At 61.1% G+C, this 20,603-nt stretch carries 18 protein-coding genes, 3 tRNA genes, 3 pseudogenes and 1 riboswitch; of the genes and pseudogenes, 3 read left to right on the plus strand and 21 right to left on the minus strand.

Going from position 1 to position 20,603, the window contains the following annotated elements:
• Positions 1–9: 9 nt before the first annotated feature.
• The 15 genes and pseudogenes from MF410_RS10805 to MF410_RS10875 form a co-directional block, all read right to left on the minus strand.
• On the minus strand, positions 10–624 hold the full coding sequence (locus MF410_RS10805) for an NADH-quinone oxidoreductase subunit J (protein WP_003573901.1): 615 nt from the start codon (positions 622–624) through the stop codon (positions 10–12).
• Positions 625–764: 140 nt separating this feature from the next.
• Positions 765–1,256 (minus strand): NADH-quinone oxidoreductase subunit NuoI, encoded by a 492-nt coding sequence (gene nuoI / locus MF410_RS10810; RefSeq protein WP_003587270.1) that lies wholly within the window; start codon positions 1,254–1,256, stop codon positions 765–767.
• A gap of 40 nt (positions 1,257–1,296) precedes the next feature.
• On the minus strand, positions 1,297–2,340 hold the full coding sequence (gene nuoH / locus MF410_RS10815) for an NADH-quinone oxidoreductase subunit NuoH (RefSeq protein WP_003587271.1): 1,044 nt from the start codon (positions 2,338–2,340) through the stop codon (positions 1,297–1,299).
• 12 nt (positions 2,341–2,352) lie between these two features.
• Positions 2,353–4,434, minus strand: a complete 2,082-nt coding sequence (nuoG, locus tag MF410_RS10820) for an NADH-quinone oxidoreductase subunit NuoG (RefSeq protein ID WP_131711061.1) — start codon at positions 4,432–4,434, stop codon at positions 2,353–2,355.
• A 223-nt stretch (positions 4,435–4,657) separates the two neighbouring features.
• Positions 4,658–5,326: a 5' DNA nuclease gene (locus tag MF410_RS10825; RefSeq protein WP_097627206.1), complete on the minus strand. Its 669-nt coding sequence runs from the start codon at positions 5,324–5,326 to the stop codon at positions 4,658–4,660.
• Between the two features lie 2 nt (positions 5,327–5,328).
• Complete coding sequence (gene nuoF, locus MF410_RS10830) at positions 5,329–6,633, minus strand: NADH-quinone oxidoreductase subunit NuoF (protein ID WP_003558451.1); 1,305 nt, start codon at positions 6,631–6,633, stop codon at positions 5,329–5,331.
• Between the two features lie 10 nt (positions 6,634–6,643).
• Positions 6,644–7,810 (minus strand): NADH-quinone oxidoreductase subunit E, encoded by a 1,167-nt coding sequence (locus MF410_RS10835; RefSeq protein ID WP_239620382.1) that lies wholly within the window; start codon positions 7,808–7,810, stop codon positions 6,644–6,646.
• Positions 7,811–7,826: 16 nt separating this feature from the next.
• A complete protein-coding gene (locus MF410_RS10840) occupies positions 7,827–8,099 on the minus strand; it encodes a hypothetical protein (protein ID WP_097627202.1) in 273 nt (90 codons plus the stop codon).
• A complete protein-coding gene (locus MF410_RS10845; RefSeq protein WP_012557331.1) occupies positions 8,099–9,289 on the minus strand; it encodes an NADH-quinone oxidoreductase subunit D in 1,191 nt (396 codons plus the stop codon). The genes MF410_RS10840 and MF410_RS10845 overlap by 1 nt, the downstream gene beginning before the upstream one ends.
• Positions 9,290–9,352: 63 nt before the next feature.
• Positions 9,353–9,742, minus strand: coding sequence for a four helix bundle protein (locus MF410_RS10850; RefSeq protein ID WP_097627200.1), 390 nt, complete (start codon positions 9,740–9,742; stop codon positions 9,353–9,355).
• Positions 9,743–9,776: 34 nt separating this feature from the next.
• A complete protein-coding gene (locus MF410_RS10855; RefSeq protein ID WP_097627198.1) occupies positions 9,777–10,379 on the minus strand; it encodes an NADH-quinone oxidoreductase subunit C in 603 nt (200 codons plus the stop codon).
• 18 nt (positions 10,380–10,397) lie between these two features.
• Positions 10,398–10,981, minus strand: a pseudogene (locus MF410_RS10860) (NADH-quinone oxidoreductase subunit B family protein).
• A complete protein-coding gene (locus MF410_RS10865) occupies positions 10,972–11,337 on the minus strand; it encodes an NADH-quinone oxidoreductase subunit A (RefSeq protein ID WP_239620423.1) in 366 nt (121 codons plus the stop codon). Before MF410_RS10865 ends, MF410_RS10860 begins: the two are co-directional and overlap by 10 nt.
• Before the next feature lie 247 nt (positions 11,338–11,584).
• Positions 11,585–11,661, minus strand: a tRNA-Asp gene (locus MF410_RS10870).
• A gap of 82 nt (positions 11,662–11,743) precedes the next feature.
• Positions 11,744–11,820 (minus strand) — tRNA-Asp (locus MF410_RS10875).
• A gap of 383 nt (positions 11,821–12,203) precedes the next feature.
• On the opposite strand from MF410_RS10875, the gene MF410_RS10880 reads away from it, so the two are divergent.
• Positions 12,204–12,279, plus strand: a tRNA-Val gene (locus MF410_RS10880).
• A 771-nt stretch (positions 12,280–13,050) separates the two neighbouring features.
• On the opposite strand, the gene MF410_RS10885 is transcribed toward MF410_RS10880, so the two are convergent.
• Both MF410_RS10885 and MF410_RS10890 read right to left on the minus strand, forming a co-directional pair.
• On the minus strand, positions 13,051–13,599 hold the full coding sequence (locus MF410_RS10885; protein ID WP_012557329.1) for a glutathione peroxidase: 549 nt from the start codon (positions 13,597–13,599) through the stop codon (positions 13,051–13,053).
• Positions 13,600–13,730: 131 nt separating this feature from the next.
• Positions 13,731–14,090 carry a hypothetical protein gene (locus MF410_RS10890; protein ID WP_097627195.1) on the minus strand — a complete coding sequence of 120 codons (360 nt, stop codon included), beginning with the start codon at positions 14,088–14,090 and terminating at the stop codon, positions 13,731–13,733.
• Positions 14,091–14,253: 163 nt separating this feature from the next.
• On the opposite strand from MF410_RS10890, the pseudogene MF410_RS10895 reads away from it, so the two are divergent.
• Positions 14,254–14,858, plus strand: a pseudogene (locus MF410_RS10895) (class I SAM-dependent methyltransferase).
• Here MF410_RS10895 and MF410_RS10900 read toward each other — a convergent pair.
• A pseudogene (locus MF410_RS10900) lies at positions 14,859–15,259 on the minus strand (cupin domain-containing protein).
• Between the two features lie 250 nt (positions 15,260–15,509).
• Here MF410_RS10900 and MF410_RS10905 point away from each other — a divergent pair.
• Complete coding sequence (locus MF410_RS10905) at positions 15,510–16,496, plus strand: aldo/keto reductase (protein ID WP_097627189.1); 987 nt, start codon at positions 15,510–15,512, stop codon at positions 16,494–16,496.
• 257 nt (positions 16,497–16,753) lie between these two features.
• Here MF410_RS10905 and MF410_RS10910 read toward each other — a convergent pair whose 3' ends face one another.
• From MF410_RS10910 to hupB, 3 genes are all read right to left on the minus strand, one after another.
• The gene (locus MF410_RS10910; RefSeq protein ID WP_097627283.1) at positions 16,754–18,952 is read right to left on the minus strand and encodes an esterase-like activity of phytase family protein; all 2,199 of its coding nucleotides are present in this window, start codon (positions 18,950–18,952) and stop codon (positions 16,754–16,756) included.
• Between the two features lie 82 nt (positions 18,953–19,034).
• Positions 19,035–19,946 (minus strand): DMT family transporter, encoded by a 912-nt coding sequence (locus MF410_RS10915; RefSeq protein ID WP_097627187.1) that lies wholly within the window; start codon positions 19,944–19,946, stop codon positions 19,035–19,037.
• A 93-nt stretch (positions 19,947–20,039) separates the two neighbouring features.
• Positions 20,040–20,192: riboswitch (FMN riboswitch) on the minus strand.
• Between the two features lie 120 nt (positions 20,193–20,312).
• Positions 20,313–20,588: a DNA-binding protein HupB gene (hupB, locus tag MF410_RS10920; protein ID WP_003573937.1), complete on the minus strand. Its 276-nt coding sequence runs from the start codon at positions 20,586–20,588 to the stop codon at positions 20,313–20,315.
• Positions 20,589–20,603: the final 15 nt, after the last annotated feature.

Genomic DNA, 20,603 nt, shown 5'->3' on the forward strand with positions numbered 1-20,603 from the left:
TGACCTGCCTTAGACGCCCTGCCCGGGCTTGACCGACACCACCTCGACGGCGGTGGCGGGCGTGCGGGCAACCTGCCTCGGGATATTCTGACGCTTGATGTTGGTGCGGTGCCTCAGCGTCAGCACGATGGCGCCGATCATCGCGACCAGCAGCACCAGACCGGCGATCTCGAAGAAATAGACGTAGTTGGTGTAAAGCACGTCGCCGAGAGCAGCCGTATTCGTGCGCTCGCTGAGCGCCGGGATCGGCATGGCGACGGATTTGGCGATCTCAGGCGAGATGACGCTGCCGCCGATGACGACGATCAGCTCGGCTGCGAGAATGATCCCGATCAGGCCGCCGATCGGCGCATATTCGAGAACCCCTGCCCTGAGCTCGGTGAAGTCGATATCGAGCATCATCACCACGAAGAGGAAGAGCACGGCGACGGCGCCGACATAGACGACCAGCAGGATCATCGCGAGGAATTCGGCACCGAGCAGCAGGAAGAGGCCGGCCGCGTTGAAGAACACCAGGATCAGGAACAGAACCGAGTGAACCGGGTTCTTCGCCCAGATGACCATGAACGCCGACGCCACCGCGACAAAGGCGAAAAGATAGAAAAATAGAGCCTGCAGACCCATGTTGGTGCCTTTTTCATCTTCCCCCGGGCAGCCGGGAGTTTTTCTGCCCGATAGAGTTTGCGCGGCTGACCGGCAAAGCTCCTGTGCATATTGACCGCGACCGGAGCAGCAAAGCTCCCTTGCGGCATTTCAAAACTCGATCAGCGGTACGGCGAGTCGATCGCGATATTGCGGGCGATTTCGCGCTCCCAACGGTCTCCGTTGTCGAGAAGGCGCGCCTTGTCGAAATAGAGCTCTTCGCGGGTTTCCGTCGCAAATTCGAAATTCGGCCCTTCGACTATCGCGTCGACGGGGCAGGCTTCCTGGCAGAAGCCGCAATAGATGCACTTCACCATGTCGATGTCGTAGCGCACCGTGCGGCGGGTGCCGTCGTTGCGGCGCGGACCGGCCTCGATGGTGATGGCCTGGGCAGGACAGATCGCCTCGCAAAGTTTGCAGGCGATGCAGCGTTCCTCGCCGTTCGGATAGCGGCGCAGCGCATGCTCACCACGGAAACGCGGGGAAACCGGTCCCTTTTCGAAGGGATAGTTGATCGTCGCCTTCTGGCGGAAGAAATAGCGCATCGACAGAAAGAACGCGCCGAAGAATTCCTTGAGGAACAGCGAGCTGATGGAGCTGGACAAGCTTCCCATCTTCAACCTCCAATTTTGCCGGAAACGAGAGAGGGCGTCATCATGCCCATCCCATCAGCTTCAGCACGAATGCAACGATGATGACCATGGCGAGCGACAGCGGCAGGAAAACCTTCCAGCCGAGGCGCATGAGCTGGTCGTAGCGATAGCGCGGGACGAAAGCCTTGACCATCGCGAACATGAAGAACACGAAGCAGGCCTTCAGCATGAACCAGATGATGCCCGGGACCCAGTTGAGGATCCAGATGTCGACCGGAGGCAGCCAGCCGCCGAGGAAGAGGATCGTCGTCAGCGAGCACATCAGGCAGACGGCCGCATATTCGCCGAGCATGAACATCATGTATGGCGAGGAGCCGTATTCGACCATGAAGCCGGCAACGAGTTCCGATTCGGCTTCCGGAAGGTCGAAGGGCGGACGGTTCGTTTCGGCGAGCGCCGAAATGAAGAAGATGATGAACATCGGGAAGAGCGACAGCCAGTGCCAGTCGAGGAACGACGCCGGCAGGCCGAGCATGGTGCCGAGGCCGGTATGCTGCGCATTGACGATATCGGTCAGGTTCAGCGAACCGACGCAGAGAAGCACGGTGACGATGACGAAGCCGATCGAGACTTCATAGGACACCATCTGTGCGGCCGAACGCAGCGCGCCGAGGAACGGATACTTCGAGTTCGAAGCCCAGCCGCCCATGATGATGCCGTAGACCTCGAGCGAGGAAATCGCGAAGATGTAGAGGATGCCGACATTGATATTGGCAATCACCCAGCCGTCGGCAAGCGGCACCACCGCCCAAGTGGACAGTGCCAGAAGCACCGTCACCAGCGGGGCAAGCAGGAACACCGCCTTGTTGGCGCCGGCCGGAATGATCGGCTCCTTGAAGACGAATTTCAGAAGGTCGGCGAAAGACTGGAAAAGGCCGAAGGGGCCGACGACGTTCGGGCCGCGGCGCAGCTGCACGGCCGCCCAGATCTTGCGGTCGGCGAGCAGAACATAGGCGATGAAGACGAGCAGGCAGACCAGAAGCAGCAGCGACTGACCGATCATGATGATCGCCGGCAAGACATAGGTCGAAAAGAAAGAATCCATAGTCCCCTGCCCTTACTCTGCCGCGACTTTGAAGTTGTTGCGGGCCAATGCCGAGCACTCCGCCATCACTGCCGAGGCCCGCGCTATCGGGTTCGTCAAATAGAAGTCTTTCACCGGCGACGCAAACCCTGACTTGTTCATCTTGCCGGCTTTTTTCGCAACTGCGGCAATTTGGGCGCTATCGGTTTCGGCGATCTCGTCGATGGCGGCGAAATGCGGGAAAGTGGCATAGAGCCGGACGCGCAATTCGCTCAGCGAATCGAAGGGAAGCTTCTTGCCGAGCACGTCGGAAAGGGCGCGGATGATGGCCCAGTCCTCGCGGGCGTCGCCTGGCGCAAAGCCTGCGCGGTTGCCCATCTGGACGCGGCCTTCGGTGTTGACCCAGGTGCCGGACTTTTCAGTATAGGCTGCGGCCGGCAGGATGACGTCGGCATGATGGGCGCCGTTATCACCATGCGAACCGATATAGACGGTGAGCTTGGCCTTCTTGGCGGTGAAATCGAGTTCGTCGGCGCCGAGCAGGAAGAGCACATCCATCGCCGTCAGCATTTCGGCGGCATTGACGCCCTTGGCACCCGGCACGAAGCCGAGGTCGAGGCCGCCGACGCGCGAGGCGGCGGTGTGGAGGACGGCAAAGCCGTTCCAGCCTTCGACGACTGCGCCGACCGAACCGGCAAGCTTGGCGGCGCTGGCGAGAACACCGGCGCCGTCGGTGCGCGACAGCGCGCCCTGGCCGATGATGATCATCGGCTTGGCCGCGTTCTTCAGCACCTCGGCGAAGGCGTGGCCGCCGTCAACCAGATCCTTCAGCGTGTCCGGACCGCCGCCTAGATAGTCATAGCTATAGCGCAGTTCGCCCGGCTCGCCGATGACGCCGATCGGGAACTTGCCGCGGCGCCAGCGCTTGCGAATACGGGCGTTGAGGATGGCTGCCTCGAAACGCGGATTGGCGCCGATGATCAGCAGCGCGTCGGCCTGGTCGATGCCGGAAATGGTCGGGTTGAAGAGGTAGCTTGCACGGCCGAGCGACGGATCGAGTGCCGCCCCATCCTGCCGACAGTCGAGATTAGCGGATCCGAGCGATTTCACCAGTTCGGAAAGCGCATACATTTCCTCGACCGAGGCAAGGTCGCCCGCGATCGCGCCGATCTTGTCGCCCGATGTGGCGCCGACGGCGGCCTTGATGGCGCCGAAGGCTTCAGCCCAGGTGGCGGGCTGCAGGCGGCCGTCGCGGCGGACATAGGGTCGGTCGAGGCGCTGGGTCTTCAGGCCGTCCCAGATGAAGCGGCTCTTGTCGGAGATCCACTCTTCGTTGATCGCCTCGTTGACGCGCGGCAGGACACGCATGACTTCGCGGCCGCGGGTGTCGACGCGGATCGCCGAACCGACGGCATCCATGACGTCGATCGATTCGGTCTTGTTCAATTCCCAGGGACGCGCGGTGAAGGCGAAGGGCTTGGAAGTCAGCGCGCCCACGGGGCAGAGGTCGACGACATTGCCCTGCAGTTCGGAGGTCATTGCCTGTTCGAGATAGGTGGTGATCTCGGCATCTTCGCCGCGGCCGATCAGGCCAAGCTCGGAAATCCCGGCGACCTCGGTGGTGAAGCGGACGCAACGCGTGCAGTGGATGCAGCGGTTCATCACCGTCTTGACCAACGGGCCGATATACTTGTCTTCGACGGCGCGCTTGTCTTCCTGGTAACGCGAGGTGTCGATGCCGAAGGCCATCGCCTGGTCCTGCAGGTCACATTCGCCGCCCTGGTCGCAGATCGGGCAATCGAGCGGATGGTTGATCAGCAGGAATTCCATCACGCCTTCGCGGGCCTTCTTGACCATCGGCGTGTTGGTGAAGACCTCGGGAAGTTCGCCGTTCGGGCCGCCGCGGATGTCGCGTACGCTCATGGCGCAGGAAGCCTGCGGCTTCGGCGGGCCGCCCTTCACCTCGACAAGGCACATGCGGCAATTGCCGGCAACCGACAGGCGCTCATGGAAGCAGAAGCGCGGAACCTCGGCACCGGCATCCTCACACGCCTGCAACAGCGTGAAATGATCCGGAACTTCGATCTCGTTGCCGTCAATCTTCAGTTTTGCCATCGTCGCTCAGTCCTGTTTCCCGTTTGCCTGATGACGGCAAACAAACCTATTTTTGCAACAGTCTCATTGCCAAGCCGGATCTTTCGTCCTGCCGACATCTGATGCCGCCCAAATTCTCTGTCGCGTGTTCCAGGTCCGGAACCCGCATCGGCTTCTGCAGCGTGAGGCCCCCGCCCGTCCGCCGATCTGCCCATTTTTCCGGCCGATTGCACGGCCGGACAGTTCATTTCTTGCGGCGCGCCCGCCCGGCCAGAACTTTCGCCTGGCCGCTCCAGTCGTCGCGACCGATGCGGCCGTTGAAGCCAAGCTCGGCGTCGAGACGGGCGATGTCCTCATCGTTCCAGCCGGCAATTTCGGCGAAGCTGCGAATGCCCCTGGCGTTCAGCACCTGCTCCAGCTTCGGGCCGATGCCGGCGATCAGCTTCAGATCATCGGCCTTTTTCGCTCGCGCGACCGGTTTTGCCTTCTCAGCCGGCTTCGGCTGGCTTGCCGGTACCGGTTCGCTGACCGGCCTGACAACCGTCAATTTCGGCCCTGCCCTCTTCGCGGCCGCCGGCTTGACGACAACCTTCACGGCAGGGCGAATATTCTCCGGACGGATCTCGACGTCGGGCGTGAGTTCGTCCGGCGGCGTATCATCGAGGGCGGCAGCGACCTTGCCGGTCGTTTCCAGCGCGCTCTGGAAGGCGCCGAAGAAGGCGCCCGCCATCTGCGTCGAGAGGCCGAAGCCGATCGCCGTTGCAGCGGCAAAGGCGGCGGCCGGATGCGCCATCAGCGGATGCACGGGCATTGCCCGTGCATTTTCCAGCATCTCGGCGGCGAGACGGCCGAAGCCGGCCGCGAAATCGGCGGCGTCTTCCTTCTTTCCACTCTTCGATGCGTTGTCCGCCATGATTATTCAGCCGCCTCCAGAACCGCGCCATGATCGAGAGCGCTTGCCGTATACTGGTCGATGCGCTTTTCGATCTCGGGACGGAAGTTACGGATCAAACCCTGCACCGGCCATGCGGCGGCATCGCCGAGCGCGCAGATGGTGTGGCCTTCGATCTGCTTGGTCACCTGGAACAGCATGTCGATTTCGCGCTTCTGGGCATTGCCCTTGGCCATGCGCTCCATCACGCGCCACATCCAGCCCGTGCCTTCGCGGCAGGGCGTGCACTGGCCGCAGCTCTCATGCTTGAAGAAGGCGGAGATGCGGGCGATAGCCTTGATGACGTCGGTGGACTTGTCCATGACGATCGCGGCCGCCGTGCCGAAGGAGGAGCCGACGCCACGCAGGCCGTCGAAATCCATCGGGCAGTCGATGATGTCCTTGGCCGGCACGATCGGGCAGGATGCGCCGCCCGGAATGACGGCGAGCAGATTGTCCCAGCCGCCGCGGATGCCGCCGGCATGGCGGTCGACCAGTTCGCGGAAGGTGATGCCCATTTCCTCTTCGACCGTGCACGGCTTGTTGACGTGACCGGAGAGCATGAACAGCTTGGTGCCGACATTGTTTGGGCGGCCGATGGCCGAGAACCAGCCGGCGCCGCGGCGCAGGATCGTCGGGGCAACGGCGATCGATTCGACGTTGTTGACAGTTGTCGGGCAGCCGTAGAGGCCCATATTGGCCGGGAAAGGCGGCTTCAGGCGCGGCTGGCCCTTCTTGCCCTCGAGGCTTTCGAGCAGCGCGGTTTCCTCGCCGCAGATATAGGCGCCTGCGCCGTGATGGACGAAGATGTCCATGTCCCAGCCGAGCTTGTTGTTCTTGCCGAGCAGGCCGTAATCATAACATTCGTCGATCGCCGCCTGCAGCGCTTCGCGCTCGCGGATATATTCGCCGCGCACATAGATGTAGGCGGCATTGGCGCCCATGGCGAAGCTGGCGACGACGCAGCCTTCGATCAGCGTATGCGGATCGTGGCGCATGATATCGCGGTCCTTGCAGGTGCCGGGCTCCGATTCGTCGGCATTGACGACGAGGTAATGCGGGCGGCCGTCGCTTTCCTTCGGCATGAAGGACCATTTCAGGCCCGTGGGAAAGCCGGCGCCGCCGCGGCCGCGAAGGCCCGAGGCCTTCATCTCGTTGATGATCCAGTCGCGGCCCTTTTCGAGGATCTGTTTGGTGCCGTCCCAGTGGCCGCGGCTCATTGCGCCCTTCAGGGACTTGTCCTTGAGGCCGTAGATGTTGGTAAAGATGCGGTCTTTATCTTGTAACATGCTTCACCTCTTACCGCGGCTTCTTGCCGAAGACCTTGATATATTCCGCTTCGCCGCCCTTGGCGAGCGCCTTGGCCTGCTTGACCCAGTCGTCGCGCTCGATGCGGCCGCGGAAGTTCAGGTAGCCGTCGACCCATTCGCGTTCGGCCTTCTTCCAGCCCGCGACCTGCGAGAAGGTGAAGATGCCGATTTCGTTCAGCGTCGCCTCGATCTTCGGGCCGACGCCGGAGATCATCTTCAAGTCATCCGGCGCGGCGGGTTTTTCGATGCCGGCCGGACGGTTCTTGTTGGTGAGCGCAAGCCTTGCCGCCGGGGCGGCTTCGGCCTTGGCGGCAGCCACCGGTGCCGGTTCGGCGGGCGCAGTGCCGGAAACCGGCTGCTGCTCGGCAGCCTTGGCATTCCTGGCAGCCGCCTTCGGCGCCGTTGCCGGCGTCTTCAGGGCGGCGTTGGTTTCGGCATCGGTGCTCTTCGGGCGGGCAGCCTCGGAGGGCGGAACCGGAGCGGCGTCGACCGGAGCCGAAATGCTTTCGGCATCGGCCTTCTTGGCGCGCGTCCTTGTCTTCGGCTCTTCCGTCGTCAGCGAGGTTGGGCCGCCTTCGGGTGCCGAGAAAATCCGGTCGATCTGGGTGCCGGGCCTGATGCTCGCGCCATTGCCGGTGGCAAAGGTATCGATGATTTCTTCGAGACGCGCCGGCGTCAGGTCTTCATAGGTGTCCTTGCCGATCATCACCATCGGGGCGTTGACGCAGGCGCCAAGACATTCGACCTCTTCCCAGGACAGCGTGCCCTCGGCATTGCGCTCGAAGGCGTGGGCGTGGATCTTGCTCTTGCAGACCGACATCAGCGCTTCCGAGCCGCGCAGCATGCAGGGCGTCGTACCGCAGACCTGGACATGGGCGCGGGTGCCGACAGGATGCAGCTGGAACTGCGTATAGAAGGTCGCGACCTCGAGCACCCGGATATAGGCCATATCGAGCATGTCGGCGATCTTTTCGATCGCCGCGCGCGTGACCCAGCCGTCCTGCTCCTGTGCCCGCATCAACAGCGGGATGACCGCCGACTGCTGGCGGCCGGCGGGGTATTTCTGGATCGTCTTGTCCGCCCAGACCGCATTTTCATCGCTGAAAGCGAATGCGGCAGGCTGAAATTGATCTTCGGCTAATCGACGAACGGACATTCTTCCTCACGCCTTGTCAGTTTAGGGTTCCACACCGCGAAGCGGTCAAAGACTGCATTTCGCAGGCATAGGCCGACTGGTCTTTCTGCATAAACACTACGAATTTGCTGCCATTCGGAATGGCAGCCTTGATTTGATAGCCCTTGGACAAAAGATCGCCCATGGACGTTTGCGCCGCCGGCGGCGTCACTTCCTTACGGCCCAGCGGCGTGCCGAGCGTATCGGTCTCCTGGGCCGAAACCCCGGATGCCGCAAGAAGAAGTACGACAGCAAGCGGCAGACGCTGCATCAGCGGTCCACCTCGCCGAAGACAATGTCGAGCGAGCCGAGCACGGCTGCGACGTCGGCAAGCTGGTGGCCGCGGCACATGAAATCCATCGCCTGCAGATGCGCATAACCGGGCGCACGGATCTTGCAACGATAGGGCTTGTTGGAGCCGTCGGAGACAAGATAGACCCCGAACTCGCCCTTCGGCGCTTCGACCGCGGCGTAAACTTCGCCGGCCGGCACGTGGTAGCCTTCGGTATAGAGCTTGAAGTGGTGGATCAGCGCTTCCATCGAGCGCTTCATCTCACCGCGCTTCGGCGGCACGACCTTGCCGTCGATCGACGAGAAGGGACCGGTTTTGGCATCCGACAGCAGACGGTTGACGCATTGCTTCATGATGCGGACCGATTGGCGCATCTCGATCATGCGGATCAGGTAGCGGTCGTAATTGTCGCCGTTCTTGCCGATCGGAATGTCGAATTCGAGATCGGAATAACATTCGTAAGGCTGCGAGCGACGCAGATCCCAGGCAGCGCCCGACCCGCGCACCATGACGCCGGAGAAGCCCCAAGCCCAGCAATCCTCCAGCGAGACGACGCCGATATCGACGTTGCGCTGTTTGAAGATGCGGTTGCCGGTCAACAGATTGTCGATATCGTCGAGCGCCTTCAGGAAGGGATCGCACCAGTCGCCGATATCCTGGACGAGCTGTTCCGGCAGATCCTGATGGACGCCGCCCGGTCGGACATAAGCGGCGTGCATGCGCGAGCCGCTGGCGCGCTCATAAAACACCATCAGCTTTTCACGCTCTTCGAAGCCCCAGAGCGGCGGCGTCAGCGCGCCGACGTCCATAGCCTGCGTCGTGACGTTCAAAAGATGCGAGAGGATGCGGCCGATTTCCGAATAGAGAACGCGGATCAACTGGCCGCGAATCGGGATCTCGATGCCGAGCAGCTTTTCCACCGCCAGCGCATAGGCATGCTCCTGGTTCATCGGCGCGACGTAGTCGAGACGATCGAAATAGGGCACGGCCTGAAGATAGGTCTTGGTTTCGATCAGCTTCTCGGTGCCGCGATGCAACAGGCCGATATGCGGATCAACCCGCTCCACAATTTCGCCGTCAAGCTCCAGGACAAGACGAAGAACGCCATGTGCCGCCGGATGCTGCGGTCCGAAATTGATGTTGAAGTTGCGGACGTTATGTTCGGTCATGGCGATTAACTCGCTTAGAGTGAGTAGTGAATAGTGAGCAGTGATTAGTTTTCATCACTCTCGCTATTCGTCAGCTTTCCTGTGCTGAACGCTTCGGATAAGCGATCCCAGCATCTTTCCAATTTCGTCGCATTGGTCGAGCAATTCGTCCAAGGCCGAGGCTTGAAGAACGCCAATTCTTCCGGCGATGATCAAATGCGTCTCCAACTCTTTCAACGAGCCCTGTGCGATCTTGAGAAATTGGGCAAACGAACCTCGATTTTCTCTTCCGTATCCCTCCGCGATGTTCGCGGCCACGGAAACGGAAGATCGTCTAATCTGGCTGGTCATTCCATAGATCTCTTCGCGCGGGAAGGTTCTCGTCACCTCATAACAAACGACAGACAGCTCGATAGCAAATTGCCAGACTTTCAAATCACGGTAGGAACTTATTTTCCCGTTCGTTACCCAAATATCTGCCCACTATTCACTACCAACTAATCACTACTCACTGCTTCGCCTTCTCATCCCCCGGCAACACATACTCCGTCCCCTCCCAAGGCGACATGAAGTCGAAGTTGCGGAATTCCTGCTTCAACTCGACCGGCTCGTAGACAACGCGTTTGGCGGCGTCGTCGTAGCGGACCTCGACGAAACCGGTCGTCGGGAAGTCCTTGCGCAGCGGATGGCCTTCGAAGCCGTAGTCGGTCAGGATGCGGCGCAGGTCCGGATGGCCGGTGAAGAGCACGCCGTACATGTCCCAGGTTTCGCGCTCGAACCAGTCGGCGCCGGGATGGACGGCGCAGGCCGACGGAACCGGCGTATCCTCGTCGGTTGCGACCTTGACGCGGATGCGCAGATTCTGCTTCGGCGACAGCAGGTGATAGACGACGTCGAAACGCAGCTCGCGCTGCGGCCAGTCAACGCCGCAAATATCGATCAGGTTGACGAAACCGCATTTGGCGTCGTCGCGCAGGAAGGTCAGAAGCGCGATCAGGTTTTCACCCGTCGTCGTCAGCGTCAGCTCGCCATACTTCATCTGCGATGCGGCGATCAGATTGCCGCGCACTTCGCCAAGGTAGGACGCAAGCTCAGTCAGGGCTTCACTCATATGCCTTGTCCTTAACCCTTAGCGTTCGATCGTGCCGGTGCGCCGGATCTTCTTCTGCAGCAGAAGCACGCCGTAGAGCAGCGCCTCTGCCGTGGGGGACAGCCCGGCACATAGATATCGATCGGCACGATGCGATCGCAGCCGCGCACCACCGAATAGGAATAGTGATAATAGCCGCCGCCATTGGCGCAGGAGCCCATCGAGATGACGTAGCGCGGCTCGGGCATCTGGTCGTAGACCTTGCGCAGAGCGGGCGCCATCTTGTTGGTCAGCGTGCCGGCGACAATCATGACGTCGGACTGGCGCGGCGAAGCGCGGGGCGCAAAACCGAAGCGCTCGACGTCGTAACGCGGCATCGACAGCTGCATCATTTCGACGGCGCAGCAGGCCAGACCGAAGGTCATCCACATCAGCGAGCCGGTACGGGCCCAGTTGATCAGCTCGTCGGTCGAGGTGACGAGGAAACCCTTGTCGGCAAGCTCATTGTTGATCTCGCCGAAAAATGCGTCGTTGCTGCCGATCGGCTTGCCTGTGGCGGGATCGATGATCCCCTTCGGCTGCTGGGCGACGAGCGGCTGATTGCTCACAGGGGTCACTCCCATTCCAGGGCTCCCTTTTTCCATTCATAGATAAAGCCGATGGTCAGCACGAAGAGGAAGACCATCATGGACCAGAAGCCGAACCAGCCGATGGCGCCGAAGGAAACGGCCCAGGGGAAGAGGAAGGCGACTTCGAGGTCGAAGATGATGAAGAGGATCGACACGAGGTAGAAGCGGATGTCGAACTTCATGCGGGCGTCGTCGAACGCGTTGAAGCCGCATTCGTAAGCCGAGAGCTTTTCCGAATTGGGCGCTTTGAAAGCGACGGCGAACGGCGCAATGAGCAGCGCCAGGCCGATAACGAGAGCGATAGCGATGAAGATAGCGATCGGAATATAGGAACTGAGCAGTTCAGTCATCATGTTCATCCCTGCTTGCCGGAGGCGCCAGGCGGCGCATTTGGGCAAATGCCCGGCAAGCGAACGTGCGTTGCAACAAGCCGTGGTTAGCGCAGCCGACGCCCCGGCGCAAGAGATTTACAGAGGCAATTCGACGCGCCGCGCGCGGACATTATCAAGCAGATGCAACGATGTCGCGACAAATCCACACAAACCGATTCAAGCTGCATGCCTGACCCCTGGAAACTGCATGGCTTTCGAAAGAGAATGGCGCGAGTGACGGGGCTCGAACCCGCGACCTCCGGCGTGACAGGCCGGCACTCTAACCGACTGAGCTACACCCGCGCATTGATCGGCCTTTTGCGGCCGCTGGGATGAAGAAACCGGACAAACGACAAATCACATTTGCGTTCTACAAGACTTGAAATGGCGCGAGTGACGGGGCTCGAACCCGCGACCTCCGGCGTGACAGGCCGGCACTCTAACCAACTGAGCTACACCCGCAATTCATTTCAAGCAGTCCGGATGCCTTCGCACCCTCACCAAAACGGCTGCCCGTTTCGATGAGCGGCTAACTACGGGGTTCGTCTTTTAGTGTCAAGCAGGTTTGGAGACAAAACCATGACAGTCGTTTGAATTGTTTCGGCAAGGCCGGCAATTCCCCTACCCACTACGACACTGACGCCCGATCGAAGCCGGCAGCGCGGTCGACGTCGACAGGCCCCCTCCCCTTTATCCACAGCCCGGTGACGCCCGATCGCCATCACAAGGAGCGGGACCGCCACCAAAAAAATCAAAAAATCTTCACAAACACTCTTGCGGTTTTGCCGCGATCCGCATAGATCACGGCCACCAACGCGGCAGGCCGATCCGGCTTCGTCAGCGATGGGCGATTAGCTCAGTTGGTAGAGCGCCTCGTTTACACCGAGGATGTCGGGAGTTCGAGTCTCTCATCGCCCACCATTTTCTCCCTTACGTGCCAAATCGCAGCTTTCGCAGTGGGATGTCTCAGCTGCGTCGTGATGTATTTGGAATTCCAATTGGATCCATTGGCGCGTCCGGCAGGTCGCGATGCGGCGCGGCGTCTGAAATCAGCACTCCACCAGAACGGACTACTCCGGGCGCGGCGCCACCTCCTATTGGGCGAATGGATGGGCGCGGGCAAAAGTGTGAGAATTCACCGCCCGGAAAATCTCCGCGCTTGCTACACCTGGAGGTGTTCCATGAGGACTCTCTGCTCCGCACTGACGCTGTGCATCGCGGTCGCTCTTTATGCGCCAAGCGCCAGATATGTCAGCCTGCCCGGTTACGCCTTCAAAACGAATCCGCAATGCCAGCGCCACGAACCAAAGACGCGGTTTGACAGAAGGTGCGACTGGCCGAGGGTGGGCTTCAAGGACTTTACGCCCCCGCTTGTGACCGTGCTTGGGATCTGAAGCTCAGCCTCTTTACGAATCATCGCAGTCCTGGCGCGTTTTGCAGCCGAAGGGCATTCATGGCTCGGTGACTGCGACAGTGTTTCTGATCGTGGCGAAATGCCTTGGCTCAGACTTCCTACCAGACTCTATATAGCCCTTCGGAATCCCGAAATTGGTTGCGGGATTGAAATCATTGCATGATTTTTTCTGTCGACACCGTGCGAAACGCTGCGGATTTCGGAATCCCGAAGCGGGGAATTTCGGGATTCCGAAGTGGCGTTCTGGAATCGTGACAGCCGGGCTCATCGCCGACCATTCACCCCTTCGCCAGTTCTTTATCCACCGCCGAGACCAGCCGCGAATCATCGGCCGTCACGTCAGGCGCGAATCGGGCGGCAACTTTACCGTCGCGGCCGATCAGGAATTTTTCGAAGTTCCAGAGAATGTCGTCCTCGTCGCCGCCCGATATGCCGTGGGATTTCAGGCGTTCGCGCATCGGGCCGTCACCTGTGGTCTTCACACCGGACTTGGTCAGTTGCCGGTAGAGCGGGTGCTGGGTCTCGCCCTTGACCGAAATCTTCGAGAAAATCGGGAAAGTGACATCGTAGGTGCTGGTGCAGAAGTCGAGGATCTCGGCGTCGGTGCCGGGCTCCTGACCCTTGAAGTCGTTGGCGGGGAAAGCGGCGATGACGAAGCCGCGCTCGCGCTTTTCGCCGTAGAGCTTTTCGAGACCCTCATATTGAACGGTCAGCCCGCATTTGGAGGCGACGTTGACGACCAGGAGCACGCGGCCCTTGTATTCGCTGAGTGTGGTTTCACGACCATCCACTGATTTGACAGGGATATCCAGCACATTGCCTGCCATGGGAACCTCCAAATTGATAAGATATGTCTCGCCAACTTAGCGATATCGCCGCCGTTGTCATCAACGTCGGAATCAACTCGGCGTTAGCAGGACGCCGGTGCGGGCTACGGCCTGCACCGGCGGTCAGCACATCAGGCGGGGGATGTTTCCTTCACGTCGTCGAGCAGGAAGTGCACAACGATATAATCCGTCTTGTAATGGCGACCGCTGTCGGACACGGATTCGACGCTGCCGCCGTCCTTCGGGTGCCAGGAGTGGTAATGGGGGTTGGTGGTGATCAGTGTGATGGCCTTGCCTTCCAGGGCTTCCTCGCCAAGCCGGAAGCGCATCTCGGCCAGCGGCCAGATCCGCTCGTAATCCGCCATGCTGATGCGCGCCTTCAGCGCCTTGCGATTCAGCGGTGCTTCGCCGGCCTCTGCGGGTGCTTCCAACATCACCTCCTCGGCTCCGTTGATGATGGCGTTGAACTCTTCAGGCCACATGCGTCTCATGAAATCGCTCCTCCCGGGGCTCTCGTCAGTCCACAGGTGAAACTTAGCGATTTGTTCGAAAGAAGCAAATTCCCGTCATGTGGTTGTCATCGAGGTCGGCTGCTCCTACGTTCGCCGCAGACCGCATCAGGGCCGTCAGACGCCCGCAATCCCGAGATCAGAGATGAAGACACGTGAAGACAGGCAGGCACTCCGGGCGAGCATGCCGCGCACCCCGCTCAGCGCTCATCATATGGAAAATGCCCGCCTGCTGCCGGATCGCGGCGAGCTGCTCTACCGGATCCCGAACGGCGGCATCGGCGTCGAGGTCGGGGCTGCCTTCGGCGAATATACGGCGGAGATTCTGGAAAGAATCGCCCAGCGCAGCTCTACCTCATCGATCCCTGGTCGATGGACCGCTACAGCTCCGGGTTCGATACGATCCACACCAAGTTCGCGGCCGAGATCGACGCCGGCCGGCTGCATCTGATGCAGGGTACGTCGCTGGAAAAGCTCGCCGAATTCGAGGACGATTTCCTCGATTGGGCCTATATCGATACCGATCATTCCTTCGAGCTCACCTGGCAGGAACTGCTGCTCTGCGAAAAGAAGGTGAAGCGGACGGGGCGCATCGCCGGGCACGACTTCTGCACCGGCAACACGGTCAAGCCGATCGTCTATGGCGTCGTCGAGGCGGTCACCAAGTTCTGCAAGGATTACGGCTGGCAATTCGAGTTTCTGACGGTCGAATCACATGCGCATTTTTCCTATTGCCTGAAACGGCTCTGATCAGCTTTTGCCGAAATATTGCGCGTCGCTGACCTGTTCCATCCAGTCGACATGCTTGCCGTCCAGCGCCTCGTGAATGGCGATGTGCGTCATCGCCGTATCCTCGCCAGCGCCGTGCCAATGTTTCTCGCCCGGCGAAAACCAGACCGTGTCGCCGGCGCGAATCTCGCGGATTTCCCCGCCCAGCTCTGGGCGAGGCCCTTGCCAAAAGTGACGATCAGCGTCTGGCCGAGCGGATGCGTGTGCCAGGCGGTGCGGGCGCCGGGCTCGAAAGTAACCGAGGTTGCCTTCACCCGGGCCGGTGCCGGCGGCTCCATCAGCGGGTCCTGGCGAACAGCGCCGGTGAAATAGTCGGCCGGCGGCGTCATCGAGGGGCGAGAGCCGGCGGGTTTGATCTCCATGATCTTTCCTTTTCCATTCCATTGCAGTTGAAGCCTTGTAATCCGACGATATTTCATCGAGGCGACCAATCAAGGCCGGATCGACAATTGCCGCATCCTCGCCCGGCTGATAGGCCAATCTCTTTCATCACCTAAAGCGCGTCACATTGAACTTGGTTGATGCGATGCGCTTTAGTTCTCTGTTTTTACGCATGTCGCTATCCCGGAACCGCTGCACACTTCCGGGCAACATGCATTGGGAGAATTTCTCATGAAACACCATGCTTTCGGCCGCATGCCCTTCACGGTCACCAATGTCGGCTTCGGCGCCTGGCAGATCGGCGGCTCATGGGGCGATATCAGCGAAGCGGATGGACGCGCGGCGCTGAATGCCGCACTCGATGCCGGCATGACCTTCATCGATACAGCCGACGTATATGGCGACGGCCGCTCGGAAAAGATCATCGCCGACGTGCTCAAGACGCGTGGCGGCCAGCGCCCGATGGTCGCCACCAAGGCGGGCCGCCGGCTCAACCCGCATGTCGCCGAAGGTTATACCAAGGCCAATCTCGAAGGCTTCATCGACCGCAGCCTTGAGAATCTTGCCGTCGACAGCCTCGACCTCGTGCAGCTTCACTGCCCGCCGCGCGAGGTGTTTTACCAGCCGGAGGTCTTCGAAGGTCTCGACGCGCTGCAGAAGGCCGGCAAGATCAGGGGTTATGGCGTTAGCGTCGAAAAGGTCGAGGACGGGCTGAAGGCGATCGAATATCCCGGCGTCGTCAGCATCCAGATCATCTACAACATCTTCCGCCAGCGCCCCGACCACCTGTTTTTCCAGGAGGCGCGCCGCAGGAACGTGGCGATCATCGCCCGCGTGCCGTTGGCCAGCGGTCTGCTCTCCGGCAAGATCACCAGGGAAACGCACTTTGCCAGCGACGACCACCGCAATTTCAACCGTCACGGCGAGGCCTTCGACGTCGGCGAGACCTTTGCCGGCGTGCCCTTCGAGGTCGGCCTGCAGGCGGTGGAGGAGGTGCGCAAGCTGGTGCCCACAGGCGCCACCATGGCCGCCTTTGCACTTCGGTGGATCCTGATGGCCGACGCCGTCACCGTCGTCATCCCCGGTGCCCGCAATGGCGAACAGGCGAGAGCCAATGCGGCGGCAGCCGATCTTGCGCCGCTCTCGGCCGATGTCATGGCGGCGACACGCGAGCTCTACGAGCGGCTGATCGCCCCGCATGTGCATCAGCGCTGGTAGGGCTGGAGCTGCTTGTTTTTGAGGGTTGTGGGCTGCCGCTCTACCCCTCCCCATAAGGGGGAGCGACTAGGCGCTGTTGTCCGGCAGCGACCAAAAGCAGAGGTCTTGCTGGCTGTTACCGTTCGACGAATTCATACGATGGAGTTTACGTGAAGCGGTGCGGCATCTTAGCCCCTCCCCTTGTGGGGAGGGGTCTTGGATTCAACGACAGAGGCCGGGCTTTCGCCCGGCCTCTTCCTTTATCTCTTTATCCCAACTCAGTTCGTCGCGTTCAGCTCAACCGGGAAGAACAGCGTCTCGCCGGAGGAATCGCTGACGCCGTCGTTGTCGGTGACGGCGTAGGGCTTGCCTGAGGCGTCGAAGGTGAAGCCTTCGAGCTTGTCGAGCACGTAACCGTTGGTCGTGGTCTTCAGTTCGCCGAGGAAGTCATGGGCTTCGGTTTTCTTGACGACCGGCAGTTCGCCGCCGAGCTTGGCGGGCTTCAGCTCCGCGATCGCCACCTTGTAGAGCTTCTTCAGCTTGGCAGCGTCGCCGACGAGGTTGTCGCGTTCGATGATGTAGACGCTGTCGCCCTGCGCCGAGATTTCAGACAGGCCGACCCAGCCGCTTTCCGTCTTGTCGAGCGGATAGCGCACGGCACCCCATTCCTTCTTCTTCGGATTGTAGGAGACTAGCTTGACGAAGCCCTTCTCGTCGTCACCCCATTCGCGCTGGACAGCCATCCAGAGCGTGGCATCGTCGCCGGTGCCGACAATGGTGACACCTTCGAAGCCGTAGCGGATTTCGTTGGCGGCGAGTTCCTTCGGCAGCGCGATCTCGGCCTTGATATCGCCTTTGGCGTTGACGTTGTAGAGGGCGTGAGGGACGAGACGCTCGCTGTAGCCTTCCGAGGCGAGCCAGAATGAGCCATCGGCGGCCACCGCGATGCCTTCGATGTCGAGCTTCTGGGCCGGGGCGCCGTCGCGCTTGACGATGAGCGCATCGGTGATCACCGCCGGCTTCTTGCTGGCATCGATCGTGTAGATCGTCGGCTGCAAGCCGAGAACGCTGTCGCTGACGGCATAGAGCCTGCCCGGCTTGCCGGGAACGGCAGCGAGACCCGATAGGGCTGCGAAGCCGATCGGATTGCCGTCCTTTTCGGCGGAAACGATCTGAGGATAGGCTTTCTCGCCTTCCGAACGCTCATAGATCATCACATGCGAGCGCGTGCCGCCATCCTTGCCGAGGTCGAGCTCGTTGGCAGTGGCGAAGAGGTTGCGCTGGGGAATGGCGATCCCGCCTTCCGGCGAAATGCCCGATGGCAGCAGCTGCACGAGCTCGGGATCGGCGCCGGTATCTTTAAAGACGCCGACGACCGAGGCGCGCTCGGCGAGCAGGAAGAAATACTGGTCGTCGCCGAACTTGGCGGCTTCGAGGCCTTCTGGCTCGACGCCCTTCGATCCCGAACGGCTTTCCGGATAGTGGCCGATATGGGCGACGGCGCGTTCGAAGGATGCGCCCGATTCGTAGAGAAGCTTGCCCGTCTTGTCGAAGATGGTGAAACCGCGCGAGCCGCCCTGGTAATCGCCTTCGTTGGCGATGACGAGGCGGTTGTCGTCCAGCCACTTCACGGCGTCGGGCTCACGCGGAACGCCCTTCAATTCGCCGGTGAATTTCAGAGCGCCGTCACGCTTGGTGTCGATGCCGGTAAGATCGACGCTGCCGGCGGAGAAATGCGTTTTCACCTCAGCCGTAGTGGCGTCGATGATGACGATCTCGTTGTTTTCCTGCAGCGTCAGTGCGATCTCGTTCAAGCCGTTAAAGGCGACGAATTCCGGCTCCGGATCGTCAGGGGCGACGCCGGCAAGGCCGGTCAGCGCCACGTGCTTGATGGTGGCGCAATCGACGGCACCGTTCTTGAGCTGGAAGACGACCAGATCGCCGGCCGGCATCTGCGGGATCTTGCCGTCATTGACCTCTTCGTCGCGCTCGTTTTCGATCGCGATGGCGCCGAGCGTCTTGTCCCTGTTGAGCGCGATCGAATCCGGCTGGCCGCCGAGATCGCAGGTGTTCTCGATCTTCTTCGTCGCCACGTCGACGATCGCCAGACGGCCCGAGGGCTTGGCCTTGCTTTCGGAGGTATTGACGGCGACCAGCGCCTTGCCGGCGCTCGAGGTGACCGAGGTCGGCTCGCCGTCCATCATCAGCGCGCCGCCTGATTTCGGGGCCTTGGCATCGGTGATGTCGATGAAGCCGATCGCACCGAGCGGGCTATCGCTATAGATCAGCGTGTTGCCGTCGTCGGTCGCGGTGATGATTTCGGCTGAAGTCGCCGAGAGCTTGTCCTTGTCGGCAGGCAGGTTCTGGGCGACCGGGAAGGAGGCGATGCGGTTGAAAACCGGCTCGGCGGCGGCCGGGAAGGCAACGGAAGCGAGAAGCACGGCAGCAAGTGCTGCCTTGCGCGATGAAATGGTCATGAAAATCCCCCATGTGTCGAATAGTCGAAACATGGGTTTTCTGCGGGACTGCCATGACAGAGGCATGACAGCCCCCGCCATTTCACGCGGTTTGCGTCAGGCCGCCCTTTTCCCGGCGCATCTCGTCGCGCATGATGAAAAGCGAGGCGGCAAGGATGAGAGCAGCTCCGAGCCAAAGATAACCGGCCGGCGCATAACCGAAGAACAGCCAGCCGGCCAGCACATTCAACGGCAGCTTCAGATTGTCGAAGGGCTGGACGTAGGCGGCGTCGGCGCTGGCATAGGCAAGGGTCAGCAGGTATTGCGCTACGACCGTCAGCAGGCCGGCCAGCAGGAAGAGAGCAAGCGCGGTGCCCGTCGGCACGGCAAAGCCCGCCGCGAGCGCCAGGCCGCCATTGATCGGCGTCAGCAGCACCAGCAGCCAGACGGTGATCGTCTCGGGCTTTTCGATGCCGGTCAGGCTCTTGGTGATCAGCGACGAGGCGCCCCAGAACAGCGCCGAGAGCACCGGCAGCAGGGCTGCCCAGGTGAAGCTGTCGGACCATGGCTGCAGGATGATCATCGCGCCGGCAAAGCCGACACCGGTCGCCGCCCACCGGACAGGACCGACACGTTCGCCGAGGAACAGGCGGGCGCCGAGAATGATGAAGAAAGGCGAGGTCATGACGAGGGCGATCGCCTGCCAGATCGGCACCGACGCAAGGCCGGAAATCCAGGCCTCGACGCCGAGCGCGGCAAAGATCACGCGCACAATATGCCGCCAGGGATAATCGGTGCGCATTGCCGAAAGGCCTGATTTGCGCAGGAAGGGCAAGGAGAACAGAAATGCGAAAGCATATTGCCAGAAGGCCGCGGAAGCCGAGGGAAAGGCGAGCTTCATCGTCAGCCACTGGGTGACGACGTTGAGGAGCGAGAAGACCACGCCTCCAAGCACCATGAAAGCTGCGCCGGCAAAGGCGCGCGACTGCGACACTGCAAGGGAATTCTGATTCATGTCTTTCATCCGAAACCAGGGACCAACATAAATCAGGACGCAACGAGCGACGGCACGCTGACGCTGGCAGTCTCCTGCCCCGCACGCGGCCATGCTCATTCTCTTCCATCCGGACTTTGACCGTCGGCTCCGGAATCGCACCGGATCTGCTGACCCTTCCCAAGCGACAGCTTGGGAAGGCGCTCGCGGGCTCGGGCCGAGACCCTTACCGCCGGTGGGGAGTTTCACCCCGCCCTGAGAACAGCTCTGTCGTAGAACAATGCGCCGCATGCGGCAAGCGGCGAAAGCAAAAGGGGTCCGGCAAAGCCGAACCCCTCCCAAATCCTGCACAGCCGGTCTCGTTTACGGCTGGCGGATAATCTCAGATCAGCCGTTGACGGCGTCCTTCAGGCCCTTGCCGGGCGTGAACTTCGGCACGTTGCGAGCCGGAATGTCGACTTCAGCGCCCGTCGACGGGTTGCGGCCCTTCGATGCGGCACGATGAGAAACGGTGAAGCTGCCGAACCCTGCGAGGCGGATGTCGCCCTTGTTCTTGAGTTCACCCTGGACAACGTCAAAAACCGCGTCAACAGCGGAAGCCGCGTCAGACTTCGTCAGTCCTGCCTTTTCGGCGACTGCGGACACGAGTTCATTCTTGTTCATGTTTCCACCCCTTTC

The sequence above is a fragment of the Rhizobium sp. C104 genome, from assembly GCF_022354505.1.
GTDB classification, from domain to species: domain Bacteria; phylum Pseudomonadota; class Alphaproteobacteria; order Rhizobiales; family Rhizobiaceae; genus Rhizobium; species Rhizobium redzepovicii.